The organism is Hahella sp. CCB-MM4 (genome assembly GCF_002260525.1).
Lineage (GTDB): Bacteria > Pseudomonadota > Gammaproteobacteria > Pseudomonadales > Oleiphilaceae > Hahella.
This window is the reverse complement of the sequence record NZ_MRYI01000005.1, coordinates 292,296-313,785: the sequence shown is the minus strand read 5'-3', so window position 1 is coordinate 313,785 and position 21,490 is coordinate 292,296. Positions and strand designations below refer to the sequence as shown.

The 21,490-nt window shown below is 50.9% G+C and carries 17 protein-coding genes; 9 read left to right on the top strand and 8 right to left on the bottom strand.

Annotation, left to right across the window (positions count from 1 at the left end; translation table 11 throughout):
* Positions 1–25 precede the first annotated feature (25 nt).
* From BTA51_RS12515 to BTA51_RS12500, 4 genes are all read right to left on the bottom strand, one after another.
* On the bottom strand, positions 26–904 hold the full coding sequence (locus tag BTA51_RS12515) for a DUF3365 domain-containing protein (RefSeq protein ID WP_094707790.1): 879 nt from the start codon (positions 902–904) through the stop codon (positions 26–28).
* 24 nt (positions 905–928) lie between these two features.
* The gene (locus BTA51_RS12510) at positions 929–2,005 is read right to left on the bottom strand and encodes a hypothetical protein (RefSeq protein WP_094707789.1); all 1,077 of its coding nucleotides are present in this window, start codon (positions 2,003–2,005) and stop codon (positions 929–931) included.
* Positions 2,006–2,098: 93 nt separating this feature from the next.
* Entirely contained in the window at positions 2,099–3,517 is a 1,419-nt protein-coding gene (locus tag BTA51_RS12505; RefSeq protein ID WP_094707788.1) for an aspartate ammonia-lyase, read from the bottom strand.
* A gap of 112 nt (positions 3,518–3,629) precedes the next feature.
* Positions 3,630–4,397, bottom strand: coding sequence for a glutathione S-transferase N-terminal domain-containing protein (locus BTA51_RS12500; RefSeq protein WP_094707787.1), 768 nt, complete (start codon positions 4,395–4,397; stop codon positions 3,630–3,632).
* Between the two features lie 348 nt (positions 4,398–4,745).
* Here BTA51_RS12500 and BTA51_RS12495 point away from each other — a divergent pair, with 348 nt between their 5' ends.
* The 4 genes from BTA51_RS12495 to lpdA all read left to right on the top strand — a co-directional run bounded on the left by BTA51_RS12495 (position 4,746) and on the right by lpdA (position 9,693).
* A complete protein-coding gene (locus tag BTA51_RS12495) occupies positions 4,746–5,435 on the top strand; it encodes an NAD-dependent deacylase (protein ID WP_094707786.1) in 690 nt (229 codons plus the stop codon).
* Positions 5,436–5,684: 249 nt separating this feature from the next.
* Positions 5,685–7,460 (top strand): sensor histidine kinase, encoded by a 1,776-nt coding sequence (locus tag BTA51_RS12490; protein WP_094707785.1) that lies wholly within the window; start codon positions 5,685–5,687, stop codon positions 7,458–7,460.
* Positions 7,461–7,568: 108 nt separating this feature from the next.
* Positions 7,569–7,952: an MmcQ/YjbR family DNA-binding protein gene (locus BTA51_RS12485; protein WP_094707784.1), complete on the top strand. Its 384-nt coding sequence runs from the start codon at positions 7,569–7,571 to the stop codon at positions 7,950–7,952.
* Between the two features lie 313 nt (positions 7,953–8,265).
* Entirely contained in the window at positions 8,266–9,693 is a 1,428-nt protein-coding gene (lpdA, locus tag BTA51_RS12480) for a dihydrolipoyl dehydrogenase (protein WP_094707783.1), read from the top strand.
* Positions 9,694–9,736: 43 nt separating this feature from the next.
* Here the strand turns inward: lpdA and BTA51_RS12475 are convergent, their stop codons facing one another.
* The gene (locus BTA51_RS12475; protein ID WP_094707782.1) at positions 9,737–10,729 is read right to left on the bottom strand and encodes a glutathione S-transferase family protein; all 993 of its coding nucleotides are present in this window, start codon (positions 10,727–10,729) and stop codon (positions 9,737–9,739) included.
* An 801-nt stretch (positions 10,730–11,530) separates the two neighbouring features.
* Between BTA51_RS12475 and BTA51_RS12470 the strand changes: the two genes are divergently transcribed.
* From BTA51_RS12470 to BTA51_RS12460, 3 genes are all read left to right on the top strand, one after another.
* Positions 11,531–12,913, top strand: a complete 1,383-nt coding sequence (locus BTA51_RS12470; protein WP_094707781.1) for an ATP-binding protein — start codon at positions 11,531–11,533, stop codon at positions 12,911–12,913.
* Positions 12,913–13,602 carry a response regulator gene (locus BTA51_RS12465; protein ID WP_094707817.1) on the top strand — a complete coding sequence of 230 codons (690 nt, stop codon included), beginning with the start codon at positions 12,913–12,915 and terminating at the stop codon, positions 13,600–13,602. Before BTA51_RS12470 ends, BTA51_RS12465 begins: the two co-directional genes overlap by 1 nt.
* Before the next feature lie 98 nt (positions 13,603–13,700).
* Positions 13,701–14,018, top strand: a complete 318-nt coding sequence (locus tag BTA51_RS12460) for a periplasmic heavy metal sensor (RefSeq protein WP_094707780.1) — start codon at positions 13,701–13,703, stop codon at positions 14,016–14,018.
* A 3-nt stretch (positions 14,019–14,021) separates the two neighbouring features.
* Here BTA51_RS12460 and BTA51_RS12455 read toward each other — a convergent pair whose 3' ends face one another.
* Positions 14,022–15,572, bottom strand: coding sequence for an FAD-binding domain-containing protein (locus tag BTA51_RS12455; RefSeq protein WP_094707779.1), 1,551 nt, complete (start codon positions 15,570–15,572; stop codon positions 14,022–14,024).
* Positions 15,573–15,727: 155 nt separating this feature from the next.
* Positions 15,728–16,858, bottom strand: coding sequence for a succinylglutamate desuccinylase/aspartoacylase family protein (locus tag BTA51_RS12450; RefSeq protein WP_094707778.1), 1,131 nt, complete (start codon positions 16,856–16,858; stop codon positions 15,728–15,730).
* Positions 16,859–17,046: 188 nt separating this feature from the next.
* Between BTA51_RS12450 and BTA51_RS12445 the strand changes: the two genes are divergently transcribed.
* Complete coding sequence (locus BTA51_RS12445; RefSeq protein WP_094707777.1) at positions 17,047–17,700, top strand: hypothetical protein; 654 nt, start codon at positions 17,047–17,049, stop codon at positions 17,698–17,700.
* Positions 17,701–18,086: 386 nt separating this feature from the next.
* Here the strand turns inward: BTA51_RS12445 and BTA51_RS12440 are convergent, their stop codons facing one another.
* Positions 18,087–19,226, bottom strand: coding sequence for a DUF1570 domain-containing protein (locus BTA51_RS12440; RefSeq protein ID WP_094707776.1), 1,140 nt, complete (start codon positions 19,224–19,226; stop codon positions 18,087–18,089).
* 261 nt (positions 19,227–19,487) lie between these two features.
* On the opposite strand from BTA51_RS12440, the gene BTA51_RS12435 reads away from it, so the two are divergent.
* Positions 19,488–21,455: a hypothetical protein gene (locus BTA51_RS12435; RefSeq protein WP_094707775.1), complete on the top strand. Its 1,968-nt coding sequence runs from the start codon at positions 19,488–19,490 to the stop codon at positions 21,453–21,455.
* Positions 21,456–21,490: the final 35 nt, after the last annotated feature.

The following is a 21,490-nucleotide window of genomic DNA, read 5'->3' as shown; positions in this document are numbered from 1 at the left end:
ACATCTGGTGTTGTCCTGATGCTATTTAGACGGTTTCATCCAACATCTGGACGGCATTCGCCAGACTACGGTGCATACGGTTGAATGACTGGGTCAGGGAAGAGATCTCATCATTGCCCTTCACTGGCATTTCTTCCGCTTCCAGCGCACCCAGGCTGACCTCATTGGCCTTCTCAGAGAGCTTTTTCACTGGTTTGATGACCACAAAGTCCAACATGACGTTGAGCAGAATTGCGATCAATACGAATACGCCAATCAACAACGACATGAATACCTTAAAGGTATTGTCTGCCCGTTCCAGCGGCAGAGACATAGGCACAGAAACGATCTGAGCGCCTACCACTTCATTCAGATTCCATCCAAAGCCGTTGGAAGGACCATACTTATCAATCATAGTCTGCGGGGCGGCCGAAGGCTGGCTATGGCAGGCCAGACAACCCGGATCGGTAATCTTGATCGGGCGACTCATGTACAGGGAGGGGCCGGTTGGCGTATGGCGGGTGCCGATCAGTTCTTTCTCGTCATTGTGGTTACGGAAATAATTGATGACATCGGCTTCCCAGTCAGCCGCACGATCCGAAGGATTGGTTGGATTCAGTGCCGCTTCACGATAACTGTAATCTTCATATTCCTTTTGCAGTTGCTTGATGTACTGGTGAGCAGCATAGGCAGGAACGGTTTGCGGCAGGAACTGACGCTTTTGCTGAAGGGCCAGCAGAGGCTTGATTTCGCCTACGGTGTAACCACGTACGGCCAACGCACTCTGCATCATGATCCGAGCACTGTCGAGCACCTCCTCACGCGCATTCTTTTGCAGCAGTTCGTATACCAGAACCGCTGCCAGCGCAATCCCGGCCAGGGAAGCCAGGCCCAGCACCAGGTTGAATTTTATACGTAACGTCATTCTCTGGGTTTCCTGTGATATTCGTTATAGGTTTTTACAATTAAGCATTGCCGGAATTGCCAGACGCATGTCTTCAAGGGGCAGAACCAACTGCTGGGTTTCGGTTTTCGGCCAGGTGGGCCAGAAACCAAGATTGACGGTCATTTCACCGGCATTGGCCAGCATTTCCGTGAAATCCCCCTGAACAGTCGCATTACTCTCTCCTATGAGCCCGGAATATGGCACCAGCGAAAGCGAATCGATCTGAATACCGGAATTCTCATAAGTAAGATCGATGTTAGATCCAGTATAGATGTTAATTCCGTCCAGAAGCACTTCCGCCCGGATATTCGTCAGCTCATAGCCGTCACTGATCTTGTGCATACTGCTCACCAGCCGACAGGTATCCGGATGTTGATTATCCCAGTTACGTTCGAGGGTCCAGGTGCCAAAATCATAGGGCAGGTCTTCGCCGGTAATGGCGGCCGAAGTGATATCACCGCTCACCGCTTCCTCAACCACCGGCATATTCGATTCAGGTGAAGTGGGTTCCGCCAGGGCTACCTGAACTTCCTGCGGTTGGGTTTCGGCTTTCTTGTCACTTTTCTCGGTGGATATAACCGGCTTTGTTTCAGCCTTGCTCTCCACTGGTTTGACGGTTTTCTTTACCGGAGTTTTGGCGACTTCCTTTTCTTTTTTGACTTCTGTTTTTGCCTTCACCGGCTTTTGCGTCTTGGTCGGCTCTTTCTTCTTGACCGTTGAGGCTTCCACTTTTTTGGTGGTGGAGGACGAGGTTGATGCAGGCTCAACCGGTGTCACAGGTTTCGGAGTAGCTGCGACGGGCGTTTCTTTGGCTGTGGCCTGATTTGAGGAATCCACTGAAGGCTGATCTGCCGAAGTATTCCCGGACGTTCCGGACGGGGTCGAAGCAACCGTATTGGTGGTTGCCACAGACATTCCATAATCCCCATCTGACGTGGTCTTGGTATCTGAACCGCCCTGATTGGTGGCACATCCCTGAACAAACGCCAATAGCGCTATTGCCGGCAAGATAGACAGCTTTCTGAAGCGGTGATTCTCCGGTCTGCCAATGTGTTGAAATGTCGATTGAGTAGTATTCATGACAAAATTTTCCCTGGGTCCCAATGCTGTTTATTGTCAGCAACGCCCTGATTATTCACAAGCTTTTTAGAATATGTTGACATTATAGGTGGTTCAGCCGGGAATTCCCCCCTTGGTTAACGCTCTCGGATCCAACAATTCCTGTAATCGTTCCCTGCTGATATCGGTTTCCTCTTCAGCAACCTCCAGGATAGGACGCTGCTGCTGGTAGGCCTGCTTGGCAATCTCGGCGGCTTTCGCGTAGCCCACCACCGAGTTCAAAGCCGTGACCAGAATGGGGTTCATCGCCAAGGCTCTTTCCAGTACTTCCGGTTTTACTGAAAAGCTGGCAATGGCCTTGTGCGCCAGTGACTTCGCACTGTTAGCCAACAGCTCAATACTTTGTAACAGGTTATAGGCAATCACCGGGAGCATCACATTTAACTGAAAATTGCCCGATTGTCCCGCCAGGGTTACCGTCGCGTCATTACCGATCACCTGAGCACAAGCCATGGCCACCGCTTCGGGAATCACCGGATTCACCTTGCCCGGCATAATCGAGGAGCCCGGCTGCAGCGCACGTAATTCAATTTCGCCCAGACCGGCCAACGGCCCGGAATTCATCCAGCGCAGATCATTACTGATTTTCATCATGGCACACGCCAGCGTCTTCAACTGACCTGACAGGCTCACGGCGGCCTCCTGTCCGGCAATACTGGCAAAGAAATCATCACTGGGACGGAAGGTTATCTGGGCCTGTTCACTGAGGTATCGGGCAAATATCTCTGCAAAATCCGGATGTGCATTGATCCCGGTACCAATCGCTGTACCTCCCTGGGCCAATGCCTCCACCTGCCGCTGTGCATGGTGAATTCCTTCCTTGGCATTTCGCAGTTGCTGCGCCCAGGCTCCCATTTCCTGGGAAAAGGTCAACGGCATGGCGTCCATGAGGTGAGTCCTGCCGGTCTTTACCACCTCGGTGTAGTTCTTGGCCTTTTCCTCAATCGTATCGATAAGTTCATCAATGGCGGGAATCAATTCCTGGTCTAACGCCATTGCCGCACTGACATGGATAGCCGTAGGAATAACATCGTTACTGCTTTGTCCCATATTGACATGATCGTTAGGGTGTATGCGGTCCGGGCACAGCACCTGAGCACGACAGGCGATCACCTCATTCATGTTCATATTGGTACTGGTGCCGGATCCGGTCTGGAAGATATCGACCGGGAATTGTTGCAGCGGCAGACCTTCCACAATGGATTGAGCAGCTTTTTGAATCGCTTCGGCCCGGACGTCATCAAGCAGCTCCAACTCACTGTTAGCCTGCGCGGCTGCCAGCTTGATCATGGCCAATGCCCTGATAAATTGTGCCGGCATGGTCAGGGAACTGATTTTGAAGTTTTCCACAGCACGCTGGGTCTGAGCACCATACTGAGCCCATTCCGGAACGTTTACTTCCCCCATGCTGTCTTTTTCTATTCTGAACTGCTCCGCTTCGGAGCTGGCAGAGTCTGAACTGGAACCTGGCATATTAAACCTCCTGTGGAGCCCTGCCCCGGTCACTCTCGCAGTGAATCCGGGACGGTACTCGCCCTCAAATGTATATCCCTATTCTTTTATATGCACTATGCCTGCATTGAGATCACTTTGCGTAATAGTCATCCAGATAGCGAAGAATTCTGGCAGACTCGAACATAGCTGTCTGATGATTCGGATCCACCAGATAGGGCACCTGCACCTCACCATGCTGCTGCAGAAAGTGCTCACGCTTGGAGCCCGGTAGCGGTCGATATTTCCCCAGGTGAAGCCGATGAACGGCAGGCCCCATATCCGCCCATTGCTGCTTGCTTAGATTAACCAACTGATAGGGAATCTCCAATTCACATAAGCGCTCCCGTACCGGTCGGGAGAACGGACTGGACTCAAAGCTGTACAGCACCAGCGGTTTCTCTGGAGCCACCGAAGCCTTCGCCCGAGTCCCCTTATTACCACGCACCCATGTAGTCAGATGAGAACTCACCAGATTAAAAGCGGTTTCAGAGATCTCCTTGGGAGGCTGGGTACCGCGATATTCCTGAAACAGGTATTCAATAATCTCCTGGGCACCACCCAGTTCGGTGTCGGTATTGGCATCCACCAGATAAGGCACTTGAGTATTTCCGGATACCGCTTCCAGGGGAGTGAAAAAACGGCTACCACCTTCCGGGCAGGGGTAAATCATGACATCCAGATTCAGTTCGGTCAGTGCCTCACGGACCAGACGGCATTTGGGACACCCTTCACGGTCATACAACACGGGCAATTGTGCCGGCTGGCGGGTCTTTCGACTTCCAGAGGTTCCACGCCAGAAGCGGGTAGTGGAGGCCAGGGTGGAATTAATAACGTTACGTATATGGGAATCTGGAAACATAAATTGCTCTGAAATACGGTGGGCACTATCTGGCAGACCAGATTAGCGATTATGGCTATCCGGGAAAAGTGGCTTCCGGTCATTAATTCATAGAAGTTGACCAAGATCACGGCCTTTCGGTGCTAATTTCGGAGAGCCTTTAGCTTCGATTATCGAAAGGTCGCTAACGTCCATTATCGGAGAACCTTTAACGTTTGTTATCGGGAAGTCGTTAACGCTTATTATCGAAGAGCCTTAAGATTTATTAAGAGCCGCTAGCCTTTTCCTGCTGGTCACGAAAAGATTGATCACCCGGAAATGGTCCTGTAAAACAATGCTGAACCATAAGTTTTGGAAATAAACACCTCAATGCAGCATATCGTTATCCTCTCAGGATCAGGAATCAGTGCCGAAAGCGGTTTGCCGACTTTTCGCGATGTCGGCGGTCTCTGGCAGCAATACAGTGTTTACGATCTGGCTTCCCCGGATGGATGGCAAGCCAATCCGGCACTGGTGCTGGACTTCTACAATGCCCGTCGTCAGCAGGCCTGTCAGGCACAACCGAATCTGGCCCACAGGGCTCTGGCAGCTCTGGAACAGAACTTCAAAGTATCTGTCATTACCCAGAATATTGATGACCTGCATGAACGAGCCGGCTCCAACTCTGTGCTTCACCTGCACGGAGAGATAAATAAGGCGCGCAGTACCTCAAACCCTGATTTGATATACCCATTGGAAGGCCGGAATATTCAAATGGGCGATACCTGCGAAGAGGGCAGCCAATTGAGGCCTCACGTGGTGTGGTTTGGTGAAATGGTGCCGGAAATGGAGCGTGCCGCAGAAATCTGCCGACAGGCAGATCATTTTCTGATCGTCGGTACGTCCCTGCAGGTATATCCCGCAGCGGCATTGATTCATGATGTCCCCCCAGGGGTGCCGGTAACCGTCATTGATCCCAGTGAGGACTTGAGTGTCAGCGGGGCTCATATTATCCGCAAGACGGCTTGTGAAGGCGTCCCCATATGGGCTGCGCATTTGCATGATGATACTACGGACTGAATCAACCCATTGTGGAATAAATTAACGTGTGGAATGAATCAACGAAAGGGAAACGAACCGGGGTTACTCCGTTTTCAGAGTCCCGTTATAATCAGGCACAGATCTGATAATGTCAGATTATCAATAACATACCGAATGGAATGCCGGATATAATCATTATAAGGAGCCTGTAAAACGGCGTCCCGGCTTCGGAATTAGAACTACACTGTATGGAAAGTCTGCCCGAATAAAAGGCAATAAGGTACTTTAGTGGATCCTTCAAAAACAAAATCCCGCCGTTTCTCCATTCAGGTTCAGTTGGCGATGGTGTTTGTCGCCCTCCTGCTGATATTTGGTGCCGTTCTGGGTTGGTTCCACCACCAAAAAACCAGTGATATTTTCCTGAGTTCCTCTAAGGAACTGTTCGATCAGATCGCGCGGGAAATCAACAACAGTTTCTATTTCAGTTATAACCCGGTCTCCACCACCGTGCGGTTATTGAGCCAATCCCCCATCATGCGGGACCAGGATATGGAGAACCGGTTAAAGCGGCTGCCCATTCTGGTATCCGTTATGGAGGCCCAACCGGAGGTCACCTCGCTGGAGGTCGGTTACAGCGATACGGAGTTTTTTATTATCCGGCGGCTGGACAGCGACTACATGCTAAAGCGCTTCGGCGCTCCCGAGACGGCAGCTTATGTGGTGGACAATATCGAGCGGGTCGACGGCCAACCGGTATTTTCACGCCTTTACTATGATGCGTCGCTGGCCCTGCTGGGTGAGAAAGATATGGGCTTCACCAGCTACAATCCCACCATCCGCCCCTGGTATCGGCTGGCGGTGTATTCTCAGGATGTCACAACCACTTCACCATACCTGTATTACTTCATCGGTAAAGTGGGGGTTACCGTCGTTAACCAGGATAAGGACACCGGCAATGTTTTTGCCGCGGATATCACATTGGAATCACTGTCCAACACCCTGATTAAAAATAAGGTCAGCCCCTCATCACAAATGCTGATCTACACAAACGATGAGGAAGTCGTTGCCAGCCTGAATCCTGACAATATCGTGGTGGAATCCGGCCCGGACAATCTCAGCATCCTGAAGCTGTCAGATCTCAACAATCAGGTCATCAGTGATTTCTTCCAGCAATCTCCCAAACCCAATAATTCAAACTTCTTTTTTGATTCCGGAGGCCAGCGATGGATCGGAGTCAATCGCCCGATTACGCTGGTTGGTTTTACGGCACATCTGCTGATATTGGCGCCGGAGCACGAACTCCTGCAAACCGCTTACACCATTCGCAACCAGTCCATGCTGATTTCCATTGCCATCGTATTGCTGGCCATCCCTGCGGCTTTGTTTATCGCCAACCAGATGGCGCGTCCGTTACGACAGCTGTCTGAACAGACCCAGCCATTACATAAAATGAATTTCGACCAGAAAGTGAACGTTACTTCGTCCATACGCGATATCCAGACGTTGGCCTCGGTCACAGAATTCATGCGCATGATGATTCAACAACTGGTTCGTCTGATCAAAACGTTATCCCAGGAGGAAAATCATCCGCGGTTGCTGGAGCAAATGACCGGCGAGATCATCTCCATCAGCCAGGCCGACGGTGCATTACTCTATGTCCTGGATGAAAACGCGGATCAGTTGATCCCACACTGTTTCTACACACAGCAGGGTTGTAAGTCCAATCACAGCTTTCCCCGCCTGGGTGTGAATGACCGGGATTTGGAACTGGTGAAGGCCTTCCATGAAGACGAAGATCGAATTCTGGAGATCAACTATGAACGGGTATCGACCACCGGAACCCATGAATCCCTGCTTAATCACCTGGGAGCTGATCGCCTGCAAGCCGCCACATTCCCTCTTGAAAACAGGCAAGGAAAGAAAATTGGTCTGTTCTGTCTGATCTATCAGGTGGACAGCGCTTCTGATATCCCCATCCTGCATGCGGATTATAAGGCTCTGGTCAGGTCACTCACCGGGATTCTGGCCACTGCCATGGATCAGCAGGCAGGCCGTGGAAACTAACCCATGCCCTGACATCCGTGACTGTCGCTGGAACACACAGGTTTTTCGTTAATTTGCCGATTTCATTTAGATGACATTGCTGGCACTCAGAAAAAGGAAATTTCAGGCATGGACTTCAACTCTGCCAGACAATATCTGTTGAATAAGCCATCCGCTATCGAAGATTTTCCCTTTGGCCCCGACGTTTTGGTGTTCAAAGTGGAGGACAAGATGTTCGCCACCTTGAGCCAGAGTGGTGAAACCGCTCAGATGAATCTCAAATGTCACCCGGAACAGGCGCTTGCCTTGCGGGATATATTTCCAGCTGTCATTCCGGGTTACCACATGAATAAAAAACACTGGAACACGATCATCCTGGACGGCACTATCCCCATCGGTGAAATCGAGCGCATGATCGATCACTCCTACTCACTGGTGGTTCGCAGCCTGACGAAAGCCAAACGCAACGCTCTGGAATTACGTTATGGAGCCACAGTTCTTTATCGTGAGTAGCTTGTGAATTGGTAGCTTGAGAACTGTGCGTAAAGTAACTTGTGAACCGTGAATAAAGAAACTTGCGAATCGCGTGTCGTTTCTGAACTGTGAATAGCTTTTGAATCATGAGTAATTTCCGAAAAAATCGGCGATTTGCGTCTAAATGACACCCGTTTACCATCAGCCTCGACCAACATCCTATTGACCCTCAACGATGATAGGATTAGCGTTCTACCCTTTGACACGATTTTGCATGCGACGGATGACCTTCATTTCCGCGCATTTCCCTATGTTTTCCCCAATTTTGACAGCACACAATTAAGGAGTACTTATGGCAGGGCAAACAACACACTCCCAGGTGGTAGTTTTAGGCAGTGGCCCCGGAGGTTATTCCGCCGCTTTCCGCGCAGCCGATATGGGCCTGGAAGTCACTCTGATTGAACGCTACCCGAGCCTCGGAGGCGTTTGTCTGAACGTCGGATGTATCCCTTCAAAAGCCTTGTTGCACGTTGCCGCCGTCATTGAAGAGGCGCACGCCTCCAGTTCTATCGGTGTCACTTATGGCAAACCTTCCATCGATCTGGACAAGGTCCGCGCATTCAAGGACAACACGGTCAAGAAACTGACCCAGGGCGTCGGTGGCATGGCCAAAGGCCGTAAGGTCAACGTTATCCAGGGCTACGGCACCTTTGCAGGCCCCAACAAAATTACTGTGGATAATGACGGCAAGCAAACCGAAGTCACCTTCGATCACTGCATCATCGCCGCAGGTTCACAAAGCGTGAAATTGCCGTTCATTCCTCATGACGACCCTCGGGTTCTGGATTCCACTTCCGCGCTGGAACTCAAGGAAGTCCCCAAACGACTGCTGGTTATCGGTGGCGGCATTATTGGCCTGGAAATGGGTACCGTCTATGAAGCACTGGGCAGTGAAGTGTCTGTCGTGGAATTTGCCGACCAGCTGGTTCCTGCGGCTGACAAAGATCTGATCACGGTATATTCCCGTTTCAATAAAGACCGCTTTAACGTCATGCTGTCCACCAAGGTGACTGCAGTGGAAGCCAAAAAAGCCGGTCTGGAAGTCAGCTTTGAAGGTAAAAACGCACCTGACAGAAAGCAAACTTATGACGCCATCCTGGTCGCCGTAGGACGCTCTCCCAACGGCAAGAAAATCGGTGCAGAAAATGCCGGTATCTATGTGGATGAGCGTGGATTTATTCCGGCTGACAAGCAGATGCGCACCAACGTGCCGCATATCTATTCTATCGGTGATATCGAAGGCAACCCGATGCTGGCCCACAAAGCCACTCACCAGGGTCATGTAGCGGCAGAAGTCATTGCCGGACATAAAGCTTCCTTCGAACCCCGTGTCATTCCTTCTATCGCCTATACCAACCCGGAAATTGCCTGGACAGGTATGACGGAAAAAGAAGCGAAAGAAGCCGGTATTGAATTCAAGACAGCGGTATTCCCCTGGTCAGCGTCAGGACGCGCCATCGGTGCAGATCGCAGCGAAGGGAAAACCAAACTTATCCACAAACCGGACGGAACTCTGTTGGGCGCTGGTATCGTGGGCATCAATGCGGGTGAACTGTTAGGTGAACTGAGTCTGGCAATTGAATTCGGTGCCGATGTGGAAGATCTGGCCCTGACCATTCATGCGCACCCAACGTTGCACGAAACCGTTGGCCTGGCCGGTGAACTGGCAGCCGGTACCATCACCGATCTGCCAAACCCACAAGCCAAAAAGAAAAAATAAATTCTTGTAGGGGCGAACCTATGTGTTCGCCCTTTTTTCCTTTCTATTCTGCACTTGCGATCTTCACAGCCTGCCTCGAATGAGGCGATTCCCAATTCAGTTCAGGCCCTTTCGGTATCACCTGCGTCGGATTAATGATGGTATGACTGAAATAATAATGGGTCTTGATATGTTCCAGGTTCACCGTCTCGGCAATTCCAGGATGCTGATATAGCTGCCGCAGATAGGCACTGATGGCCGGGTAGTCTGCCACTCTCCTCAGGTTACATTTGAAGTGCCCGACATAGACCGGATCAAACCGTATCAACGTGGTGAACAAGCGCCAATCAGCCTCTGTCAGGTAGCCACCGGCCAGGAAGGGTTGCCGCTGCAGAATGGATTCCGCTTTATCCAGGGCATCAAACAGGGTGACAAATGCTTCCTCATAAGCTGTTTGTGTGGTGGCAAAACCACACTTGTACACCCCATTGTTGATATGGTGGTAAACCCATTCGTTCACCCCCTCGATTTCTCTTCGCATGGATTCGGGATAAAAATCGAGATGATTCCCGGTCAGATGGTTAAACGAGCTGTTAAACATGCGGATGATTTCAGATGACTCATTATTCACAATGGTCTTTTCCCGGGTGTCCCACAGAACCGGCACCGTCACTCTTCCGGTATAACCAGACCTGGCCCGGGTATAGATCTGGTGTAGAAAATCAGCATCATGCAGATGATCGGGATACCCCCGATGGCTACTGAATTCCCAGCCGTGGCTCAACATTTCAGGCACGACCACGGTAACGCCAATATGCTCCTCCAGCTGTTTGAGCTTTCGGAATATCAGCGTACGGTGAGCCCAGGGGCACGCCAGACTGACATATAGATGATAACGACCTGATTCAGCGGTATAGCCGACTTGCCCGTCAGGTCCTGAGGAACCGTCAGCAGAAACCCATCCATGGAACTGGGATTGTTCACGCTCAAATTTTCCACCGGATTTTCGGGTGTCATACCATTGATCCTTCCATTTGCCGTCTACCAATAGTCCCATTTTTCCTCCTAATTGCTGTCTGATACGTGTGATCCCGATCAAGTTTCCACAATTTTTAGCCGTCGGCCTTTGGAAAGCAGAATGGCGAGAGAATCACAAAAGCTCTTTCAAAGTTGATTGTGGTTGAAGATATCTGCAAATATATCGAATGAAAATCTCGTATTTGCTGTTCTAGCGTTCGAATTTTTAGGACTCTCCAGGCCCAAAAGGCAGACTTTTCCAACATTCTTGCGAACTGGCAGGATTGATCAGATCCTGTACATTGGGTGTTAACTTGGCTATATATGGACTGGAAGTCCGCATGGGATATTTCAATTCAAGGAAGGCATATCAAATAATAAAAACCAATGATGGAAAACAATAACAGCCAAGAAGGTCGAGTATGTTGCGCAATAAAGCCTTTTATCCACAGGCCGCCACCTGCGGTATATCCACCGCCAGTTGTGCCCCTTTCAGTACCCAGTATATTTCTGCCTTGCGCACCGAATGTGTATGCGATGCCCTACAGTTGAATACCGTTTTAGGAAGCCATCGAAGTGATAGGAGGGGAACTAATACTTCGCAGAAAAGGACGTCTGATTCTGTCTGAAGCCTCTTGCTGTACGCGGTGACAAGGACAGGCGATTAGACCGCCACGGAAACCGGGTGTGTTTCCTTGGCGGTCTTCTTGTTTAGGGCATAAGCACAATAGAATGAGTAAATAATAAGGAAATCCGCCACCCCTGCTTACACAATCGATAAAAAGACGCTATGTTGGAACCTGCCTAAATATAATCTGCTTTCATTGCCCGATTCCTGCTCATGCGCATTCGCACCAAACTGTTCGCCGCTCTGCTTATCACCACCACTCTGGTGCTGGCCACTATTTTGGGCCTGTTGCAATGGCGCTTTGATGAAACATTCCGAGACTATGTTTACAGACGGGAACTGCAGCGACATCAGCTGATCATTCAAGGATTGGAGTCACTCTATACGAGAGCCGGAAACTGGGATCGCCTGAGGCTGGACCCACGCCCCATATATGACATGCTGGAAAACCCCGCTGTTATCCGCTCTATCCTGCCACCAGAGGCGCCGGAACGGCACGAGATGAGAGAACACCCCAATCGCCGCCCCAGGCTGAATGTTCTGGATCTTGAGTTACGCCCGATCATCGGCCGCAAGATTCCTGATCCTACATTGATCCCCATTAGCGTCGATGACAGTGTCGTCGGCTGGCTGGCCATACCTTCACGTCGTGATCTTCTTGAAGCCAATGACCTGACATTCCGGGCCTCGCAGCGCCAGTCTCTTCTATGGGCCAGCCTTACCGGCATCATTGTCAGTCTGTTGATAGCCATTCTGCTGGCCCGACAGTTTGTCCGACCGATCCAGCGTCTGGCCAGCGGTGCCCGGCAGTTAGCCGGGGGAAACTATGCAACCCGCCTGAACCCAAGAGGCCAGGATGAACTGGCGCAACTGGGACATGATTTCAATCAACTGGCCAGAACTCTGGAAGATAATGAGCAAGCCAGGCGACGCTGGATCGCTGACACTTCCCATGAACTCCGCACCCCCCTGGCGATAGTGAAAGGGGAGATCGAAGCCATGCAGGATGACATTCGCCCCCTGAACAAAACCAACCTGAATTCTCTGCACCAGGAGGTGACCCAACTGGAACGCCTGATCAATGACTTATATCAGCTCACTAATGCGGATATCGGTGCAATGCGTTACCAGATGGAGAATATCGATCTATGTGCCGAAGTGCAGGAAATTGCGGAACGCTATCGGGCAATGTTTGCCGAAGAGGGTCTTCTGTTGGTCCTTGATATACCTGACCGGGAAATCTCTATCTATGCTGATGCCAGCCGCCTGCAACAACTGGTGGGTAACCTGCTGACCAACGCGCTGAAATATGTGGAGAAGAAAGGACGTGTTCGATTGTCGGTCAGCTCCAATGGCGAACATGCCGTAGTTTCAGTAGATGATTCAGGCCCTGGAGTTCCTGCTGAGTCTTTGCCTTATCTGTTTGACCATCTATATAGGGTTGAAGGTTCACGCAATCGCAAAACCGGTGGTTCGGGGCTTGGCCTGGCAATTTGCCAGCGAATTGTGACGGCCCATACCGGCCGGATAGAAGCACAGGCCAGTGAACTCGGCGGCCTGCAGATCAAGATTCAACTGCCACGGAAACAGCCATGATGAATGACACTTCCTCCACCATCGACGCCCCTATCTTAATAGTCGAGGATGAACCCAAACTTGCATCGCTGTTAAGGGATTATCTGCAACAAAGCGGTTACAACACTCACAGTATTGATCATGGTGATGAAGTGCTGCCCTGGCTACAGCAACATAAACCCGGATTGATTCTGCTGGACCTGATGCTGCCGGGCACTGATGGACTGACATTGTGCCGCAAAATCCGTCAGTCTTCTGATGTACCCGTGGTGATGATCACCGCCAAGGTGGAAGAAATAGACCGTTTGCTTGGACTGGAGCTCGGTGCTGATGACTATATCTGCAAGCCCTTCAGTCCCCGCGAGGTGGTCGCCAGGGTTAAGGCAATACTACGCCGTGTAAACCGAAATTCTGAACATCAGCCCCTGCCCATCGCCATTGACCAAGAGAAAATGCAGGTCAAAATCAATCACCAGTTGCTCACCCTGACCACCATCGAGTTTCAGTTGTTGAGGGCACTCATGAAAGAGCCGGGTAGGATTTTTTCCCGCGATCATCTGATGAACTTGATCTACTCAGATGGCCGGGTCGTCAGTGATCGCACCGTCGATAGCCATATAAAAAAGCTACGCAAGAAGATGAACGAAGCCTCCCCGGACCAGGATTACATTCACTCAGTGTACGGAGCCGGCTATAAATTTGAGGCCTAAAGAAAATGTAATATAAAGCGCCTCAGCATTCTTTTTTTCTCCACATTGCTTGCACAGTTTCCCATTAATCTGAACCTGTCAAACAAAGGAGAGATCAAATGAAACGTTCAATTATCGCCGCCGTCACCGCCGCAACCATCAGCTTGAGTGCATTTGCCTTCGCCCAGCAGGATGAGCGGCATCCCCCGAGAATGGAGAGAATGTTTGAAGAGTTGCAGTTGACTGAAGAACAACAGCAGCAGGTTCAACAGATCATGGATGCAAGCCGTCAGCAGCACCAGGCCATATTCGAGGATACCAAGGCCCAAATGGCGACAATACTGACCCAGGAACAGTTGGACAAAATGGAATCACGCCATCACGAAGGGCCACGTGGCAAAAAACGCGACCACTGTGATGACGAAGACGAGTCCTGAGGCTCAGCATCTCCCGCTCAGCTGGCACTCCACATAGCCCTGGCCAGATTCCTCGCCGGACAATCTGAGCACCGGCAGATTCTGCTCCAGGGTGGGATGCCGGTGCCGTTTCAGGATCTGCTGAGTCAGTTCTGCATCGTATTGAGAACTCAAATGTTCCCTGTAGCGATGGACGGCATGTTGCACTGAGGCATGGGAATCAACTACCGGCAGGGGGTAATCCCTTCCCAGTTGGCAGCTTGTCATTATTTGCTGGGCTTCGCTCAGCAACCAGGGTTGATATAGTTCCTGTCCTTCCAGCTCAGCCAGTTCCGGACACTCTTCCCTGATATATCTGCCGTCCGGATCCATCTTTTGCGACAAAGCGACCGGATCTTCAAAGTGCCACGGATGAATGCCGGTAACCCCAATCTGCATCTGAACCTCGGGATACAGAACTCCCGGTTCATAGTCGGTCGACATTCGTGCCAGATATAACGCAGGTTCACGCCAGTTAGCCCAGATATTCTGGCAGGCAAAGGATATCAACAGTCCCCGTAGCCGCTGATTTAACCAGCCTTGCCGCCGCAGGGTGCGCATGCTCGCATCGATTAATGGATAACCGGTACGACCCAGCATCCAGGCGGTAAGACGTTCTTTATCGGGTTCCAGGGGAAACAACCCTTCGTAGGAAGGATGCAGGCATCGATGTTCCAGCTCCGGTTCATCTGCAAACAGCTGCATGCAGTGTGAGCGGCGCAGAAGCTGGGAAACGAACATCATCAGAGAAGCAGCCCATCCTTCATCTCCCTTGGACTTGTAGTGCCGATGGGCCTTGCGGGTCTGCTGAAACACTTCCCTTACGCTTACGGTGCCATAGGTCAGGTGAGGTCCCAGACGAGAGCAGGTCGAAGATGCCAGCAGACAGTCCTCATAGTTTTGCTTATAGAATTGACTGTATTGTTTCAGGAACCCACCCAGAGCCTGAATTCCATTGCGACGTCCTCCGCTCTGGCGTTGCGCACAGGCCGTTGAGTCGACACCCAGTTTGTCCGGCCAGATTTCCGGGCGCATGGGGGACATGGTGATAAATGGAATCTTACCCGGCGTCGGATAAACCGCGGATGACATATATTCCTGCCACTGCTGACCCCAACTGCTGCGGGTATCGCTTATCGGGAACACACCGTTGGCAGGTGTCTGAGACCAGTTGATATTGTGCTCCCGACACCAGGACTCAACACGACGATTGCGCTCATTGGTCCATTGATTACCCACTTCCTGATGGGAGTACAGGTTGAAGGTACCATGGTGCTCGTACAACTCGTCCAGCACATGTTCAACCTCACCTTCGACCACCCATAAAGGTTGCCCCAGTTTGTTCAACTGTTCATTCAGGTCGAGTAAGGAGTCGTGAATAAACTGCCATTGACGAAGACTGGTATCCGGCTGCTGCCAAAACTCATCTTCGATGACATAGATAGGTAATACCGGCCCCTTTGACGCAGCGGTATACAGGGGACCATGGTCAGTGATGCGCAAATCACGCTTGAACCAAACTACCGATAACGTCACTGATTTTCCTTATGTATCAGGATCAATTAATCCCTGGGCCTATGTGGAAAAGTGTCAATAAGAGACACCCTATCTCACAACCTGTTATCGGGCAAATAAACCTTATGAGAGGTAACTTACGGATTCACCAAACATATCCGCCTGTTCCAGGGCTGTCAGAGCTGTAACAGATTGCCGCCCATACGGTGTGACAGGGGCTCCTGGCCCGCCACTTTCGCAATCTGGTCGCCAGGGCGCACCAGGCGACGATGGCTCAATCCCATTAGGTATCCGTTAGTTCTGGCCCGACAGGGAACGCGTTGATTCGGTTCCCCGTCCAACAGCACAATCTCTGCAAAAATATCACCCTTGTTCAGCCAGGTATCCAGTTTTTCGGAGAAGACCAGCAGTCCGGTGGTTTCTGCATACATCGTATCAACCGCCTGCAGAGAGCTGATCCATATCTCCTTCAGAACCGGCTCTCCCGCCTCGCCGCTCACAATGCCCCGATCCATCAAAAAGCCGAACAGGTTCCTGGCATCGTCACTGGCCACCTGATCTTCGACGTCGTACTGCCCACGATATTCAATCGTCACTGCCAAAGGGGGCATATGCAGGCCGGCTCTGGGAAAGTCTTTCTGCAACCAGTGCCAGGGCTGTAGATGGGTCCCGTCAAAAGCCACAATCCCGTTGAGATCTTCAGTGAACAGATAGCGAAATCCCAGGCGTTGACATAGCGCGGTGGCTATTTCCAGCTGGTTATCAACACAATAGACATGACCACTGGTGCGGTCATCGCAATGGAGGTCAAACACATAGTCGGCGTCAATAGACAGCCCGAGCAGAATTTTTTTCAGGGCTGCGGACTCAGTATCCGATGGAAGATTAGCCACGGTATTCTTTAAAGCCTGAATAACCAGCTGCTTGTTTTCCTCAGCATTCTCCCCCAGTCGGCCGTCCACCTGCCTGTAGGTGTCCTGGTACAAATCACCGAAGTTTCGGTTGAAGTTACCTGTACCGGTTAAATCGAATCGACCGGCAACATAGCCGAATACATTCTGGCCCATTCCGATGGGATTAGCGTAGGGGACCACAATGATTTCACCCTTGATCTGCTCTCGGGCATCGGCATCGGCAAGCATTGGCAACAAGTGCTGCACCACCAGCAGCCCCGGCCACTCATCCGCATGCAGACCTGCCTGTATGTATACCTTGGGACCTGTACCTGACTTGCCAAATCTATAGACCAACAACTCTCGACGAGTCCCGGGGGAGGGGCTCATCAATGCCAGACGCTCGGAACGCATGGTGTCCTCTTCTCTTTTTTCCTTTGGATTAACCGGGTATTACCGGCGATTTTGTCCTGCCATCACTATAGCACTAAACTGATCATATCCATGTAGTTCTTCAATCTCATTAAAGAGAGTCCCCCGACTCAACATAGCCATATTCATAACGACGGGAGAGACTCCCGGCTTCATGCCGGAGGACATTCATGCAGCCGGTGACCATCGCTATTACCATCTGTCTTCTGCCACTGGTCAGTATTCACGGCTGCTGGCTCTGGAGCAGCAGCCAACATATGATTCCCTGGTGTAATCCCTACTGGGACGGATGCGTATCAATCAGCAAAGCCGTCAGATCATCCGATGCCATCTTCCTGTTTCGTGCCAGCATGATATTCACTGCCGGATATATGGTCATATGCTGGCAAATGTGCCGCACTTTTCTCATCCACCGGCACAACCAAGCCGTAACCGCCTGGTGCATTGCCATCCTCGGAACCCTGGGGGCACTCTTTCTTGTCCTATACGCCAGCTATCTCGGAACCGAAGGGCAAATCTACCAGTTGCTCCGCCGTTACGGTGTCATCGTGTATTTTACTTTCACCGCTCTGGCGCAAATGTTCCTTTATCGGTCGCTGATGCAGAACTCTGAAACCCGCAACCTGACCCCGGTCAGAATCATGATGCTACTACTTTTCGCCATCCTGATTATCGGGCTGGTCAGTCTGGGGGCCACACTGACTCTGGAAAACCCCGCCAAAGATCAGTGGGAAAACACCACGGAATGGTGGTTTGCCCTGATCATGACATTGAATTTCGGACTGTTGGGGTGGGTCTGGAGAAAGGTAGGGTTTCGGCTTTAGGTCGATGACCACCATAAGCCAGAATAACGCCCCACATTGGTGCGCGAGGTTTTCAAATAGGGCACCGGAAATTCTATAGTCAATCCCCGTGGCGACTCTCATAAATCAACAAAGTACATATATATCAATAACATATAATTTTTTATCGGAGTTGGCACGAGCGCTGCTATAGGAAAAGGGAAGAAAGCTTTTGTTGATACTGCAACCGACTTGCACATCAAAATCTTTCTTTACCGATAGTCAGGGTACTTTTCTGTACGATGACTGTTACCTCTACGCTCGTGCCTTATGCCTCGTGCCGGATTTCCGAATCGAGGCCTTTTTTTGCCTCCTGTTTTTCGACTATTCCCCGTTTATTAATGACTGTTTAGGCCAGTTTTATTCGTCTATTTTCGCGCCAGCTGTATCAGCTTCTTGTCCAGCCAACGGTGCCATTCATCTTCGAATCGCACCCAGCCGCCCTCAAAATAGTCATCCACCCATTGCTTTGAAGGAACCGTTGAGCAGGGATTTTCCGATAAGTGATTCATAATCTTCACCATGGCATTCCGGCCCTCAGCCGTCCCCATCATAAACGCCACCACAGACCAGGCTTGGGAATACATGGTTGCCTGGTCTTCACGACGCCACTGTTCAGGCGTCACCTGCAAGAACGTTCCCAACTCCGGAAGCTGATGATTATCCACAACCTGCCGGAGATGCTGAGCTCTCCATTCAGGAATCTCATGGGTTCTGCTCATCGCCTTCGCCTCGTAGTCGGCAAAATATTCCGCCAGTCCCTCGTTAAACCACATGGGAGTGCGCCCATACAGACCAGCCACAATCACATGGGTTGCCTCGTGCCGGGCGACGCGTAACGTATATTCGGGGGTACGTTGCAGGACGACAGCCTCATTCCCCTGAGTGGTATAAAACCCGGCGACGCCTGAAAGCTCGGGGGCATGTTCCTGCTGGTAGGCTTCAAACCGTTCGGGCTGAATGAACACCTTCAGATTCAACGATACCTTTCGCATATGCTGAATCCCCAGGTCCCGCCCCAGATAGCGATAGATCGCTCGTATATCTGTTTCGAGGCGATCCCTGACTTCCGTGGCAATTGAGCCGTCGGGGGAGTCAATCTTCAAGTCGAAATAGGACAACTCTCCACCGTACTGCTGGCTCAGATCTTCCGATTTAGCTTTTGCCGGTGCCTGATCCGAAAAATGCCTGCGCCCTTCCGCATCCACCCATGAGAATATCTGTGTTCTTGGTTGCTCGCTGATTGTCTGGGTTTCAGGACGAACACAATTGAATTGCTGTTGAAACACTTCACCCAGCCGCTGCAGGGAGAAACCTTCTTCTCCAGATCCGTTCATCGACATTTCCGGCACGGATAAAGGAGGTTGAGGACGAGAAGTCTCCAGTTGAGGGAGTTCCAGGCCCAGCTGGATTTTGACCCAACGTTTCTGGGCATCATTCATCAATATCCACCCCAACATAGCCCCCAGAATGGCAACGGCCAGCAACTGCAACATGCCTCTTAACATTGCAGCTCCTTAATCGTCCCGGAAACCCTTCCACACTGAATGGTTAAGTTTGATCTCTCACAGGTTTTGTAATCTTTTGTTAAGCCCTTCAACGAATATGCCCTGAATCTTAGTTAACGTTGCTCACATTACGATTGTATATAACGAACTTTCTGCCACTTGATAAAGCTTTTGAACGATGGCGCTCACTTAGCTGAAGCCACCTGAAAAGTTAGAAAGTTCAGCCGCACGCCCTTATAAGGATAAGTAGAAATCAATCTCATGGCGAAGCACCTTTACAATTCCGCACTTATTGTCACCGTACTCTTTACATTGGCTGCCTGCGGGGGGCAGGAATCCAATATTCCCGAACGGCAGACCCTGACACCTCCGGTCGGCTCTACCGGATCGTCAGCCAACGATCTGTCCGGCCGGGTCATAGACGGTTACCTGCGGTATGCCAGGGTTTGGCTGGACGTGAACGAAAACTACCAGCTCGACGCCGGTGAGCCTCGTGTCATGAGCGGAGAAGGGGGTAAGTTCACGTTTACGACCGAAATGATGGGTGGTCTCGGATCCCCACGGAAGTATCGCATCATGGCCCACATACTGCCGGGTATTTCAGTGGATGAAGACTATATGACGGGTAACAATGAGGCGCCTGGGCTGGTGGATGACGGTTATATCCTGGCAGCTCCTCCTGGAACCACTTCCGTCACCCCACTGACCACATTAGTGGTAGGTCAGTACGATTATCTTAAGAGGCGTGACGGAACAACCACCTACGGTAAAGCTCACAATACTGTTCGCGCGCGTTTGAACTATACCTCACTGGACTTACTGCAGGACTATGTGGCCAAGAATGACTATGACCTCAGAGCACTAGCCAAATCACTGGTTGCCGCACAGAAGGAATTCTACAGCGACCAGAACCATTCCGTGGTAAATAACCTGCTCGACCAGATAGACAGTGATACGGCAGCCATGATGACATCGTATCTACTATCCAGCAGCACCGGGATTCTGCAGCTATCCCAAACCTGGGTCGATAGTCTGGACCTGAGTTCCCCTAGCCAGATTGCGTTACAGGACTTCAGCGATTTCAGATCCATGGTCGCCACCAGCTACGCACAAAAACCTGACCTGAGTAATCCTGAGATTCTGTTTGAACGTCGATGGTACATTTCAGCCAACTCCACCAGCCTTCAGCAGAATGATACGTTCCTGAATGACGCCTATTACTTTCCGATATTCTCGGACACGACTATCGCTTCCGATTTCAGTGCTCCGGACATTTCTGAACTGCTCCAAAATACCAAGATGGTGGGCCGGGCTCAGTTCAGCCGGCTAATGACCGGAAGCGTGAGGACTGTTCGCCTTGACGGCGGCGTGGATTTCCATGGTCTTTACAGGGCAATCGATATCCCTGGTGATAATTTCGGCCAGTACTATGTCAAAGCCAGTGCAACACACGACCTGTATACCACGGAATCTCTTGAGTCTGACGGGCAATGGGACTTGATTACCAGTGCCGTCATTATCGATCTGGATGCTTCAGAAGATACCGTGAATCCTGCAACCGTTGCGGTTCACCGCCTACCTGACGGTGGATCAATGACAGAACTCACTTCACTTTATGTCAATGCTGAAGAAGACTCCTCAACGGTTCTTGGTTTAAATACTGACACTCGTACTTCAGCCACAGTAAATGTCGACTCGACGTCAACGGTGCAATTTCAGCTGGCAGCCGAATTTAATACCGACTATCAACCGATCTTTTTCGGCCAGTCTTCCAGTTACGACAACCGCTACGAATACGGCTGTTACAACAGCGGTGAATTGGAGTCGGTCAGAATATTCTCCACTAATCAGGGCGATGACACGACCGCCTGCGCTGCGACACCAGATCTCGGATTTATCCAGATTTTCCCGCAGGATGATTTACCTTCCGTTGAATGCAGAACCCATATAAAGATTCCAGGACAGCATCTATGCGAGTTTACTCTGCTGGATGGCGAGGGAAGACCCGCGATTATCCTGACTCGAAGACGACAGGGAGCGATCGTCGAAAATCTGGATCCAAATGATGGCGACCTTGTGCTAGTCGAAGAGCGCATTTATGCCCCACTGGCGGATAGTCTTGAAGAGGAATTCATCACAGTGACGACAGATACCGATTCAGATATCAATGCCAATGCACCTCCTTCTGTTGGTAATAACTTCATTAGCTATCCTACAATTCTTCCTTGATGGCCATAGCTAACATCTGAAAATATTTTTTTAAG

Bases quoted from the DNA above. Each gene is read 5' to 3' on its own strand.
- BTA51_RS12515 (WP_094707790.1), bottom strand. From the start codon at position 904: ATGACGTTACGTATAAAATTCAACCTGGTGCTGGGCCTGGCTTCCCTG.
- BTA51_RS12510 (WP_094707789.1), bottom strand. From the start codon at position 2,005: ATGAATACTACTCAATCGACATTTCAACACATTGGCAGACCGGAGAAT.
- BTA51_RS12505 (WP_094707788.1), bottom strand. From the start codon at position 3,517: ATGCCAGGTTCCAGTTCAGACTCTGCCAGCTCCGAAGCGGAGCAGTTC.
- BTA51_RS12500 (WP_094707787.1), bottom strand. From the start codon at position 4,397: ATGTTTCCAGATTCCCATATACGTAACGTTATTAATTCCACCCTGGCC.
- BTA51_RS12495 (WP_094707786.1), top strand. From the start codon at position 4,746: ATGCAGCATATCGTTATCCTCTCAGGATCAGGAATCAGTGCCGAAAGC.
- BTA51_RS12485 (WP_094707784.1), top strand. From the start codon at position 7,569: ATGGACTTCAACTCTGCCAGACAATATCTGTTGAATAAGCCATCCGCT.
- lpdA (WP_094707783.1), top strand. From the start codon at position 8,266: ATGGCAGGGCAAACAACACACTCCCAGGTGGTAGTTTTAGGCAGTGGC.
- BTA51_RS12475 (WP_094707782.1), bottom strand. From the start codon at position 10,729: ATGGGACTATTGGTAGACGGCAAATGGAAGGATCAATGGTATGACACC.
- BTA51_RS12470 (WP_094707781.1), top strand. From the start codon at position 11,531: ATGCGCATTCGCACCAAACTGTTCGCCGCTCTGCTTATCACCACCACT.
- BTA51_RS12465 (WP_094707817.1), top strand. From the start codon at position 12,913: ATGAATGACACTTCCTCCACCATCGACGCCCCTATCTTAATAGTCGAG.
- BTA51_RS12460 (WP_094707780.1), top strand. From the start codon at position 13,701: ATGAAACGTTCAATTATCGCCGCCGTCACCGCCGCAACCATCAGCTTG.
- BTA51_RS12450 (WP_094707778.1), bottom strand. From the start codon at position 16,858: ATGCGTTCCGAGCGTCTGGCATTGATGAGCCCCTCCCCCGGGACTCGT.
- BTA51_RS12445 (WP_094707777.1), top strand. From the start codon at position 17,047: ATGCAGCCGGTGACCATCGCTATTACCATCTGTCTTCTGCCACTGGTC.
- BTA51_RS12440 (WP_094707776.1), bottom strand. From the start codon at position 19,226: ATGTTAAGAGGCATGTTGCAGTTGCTGGCCGTTGCCATTCTGGGGGCT.
- BTA51_RS12435 (WP_094707775.1), top strand. From the start codon at position 19,488: ATGGCGAAGCACCTTTACAATTCCGCACTTATTGTCACCGTACTCTTT.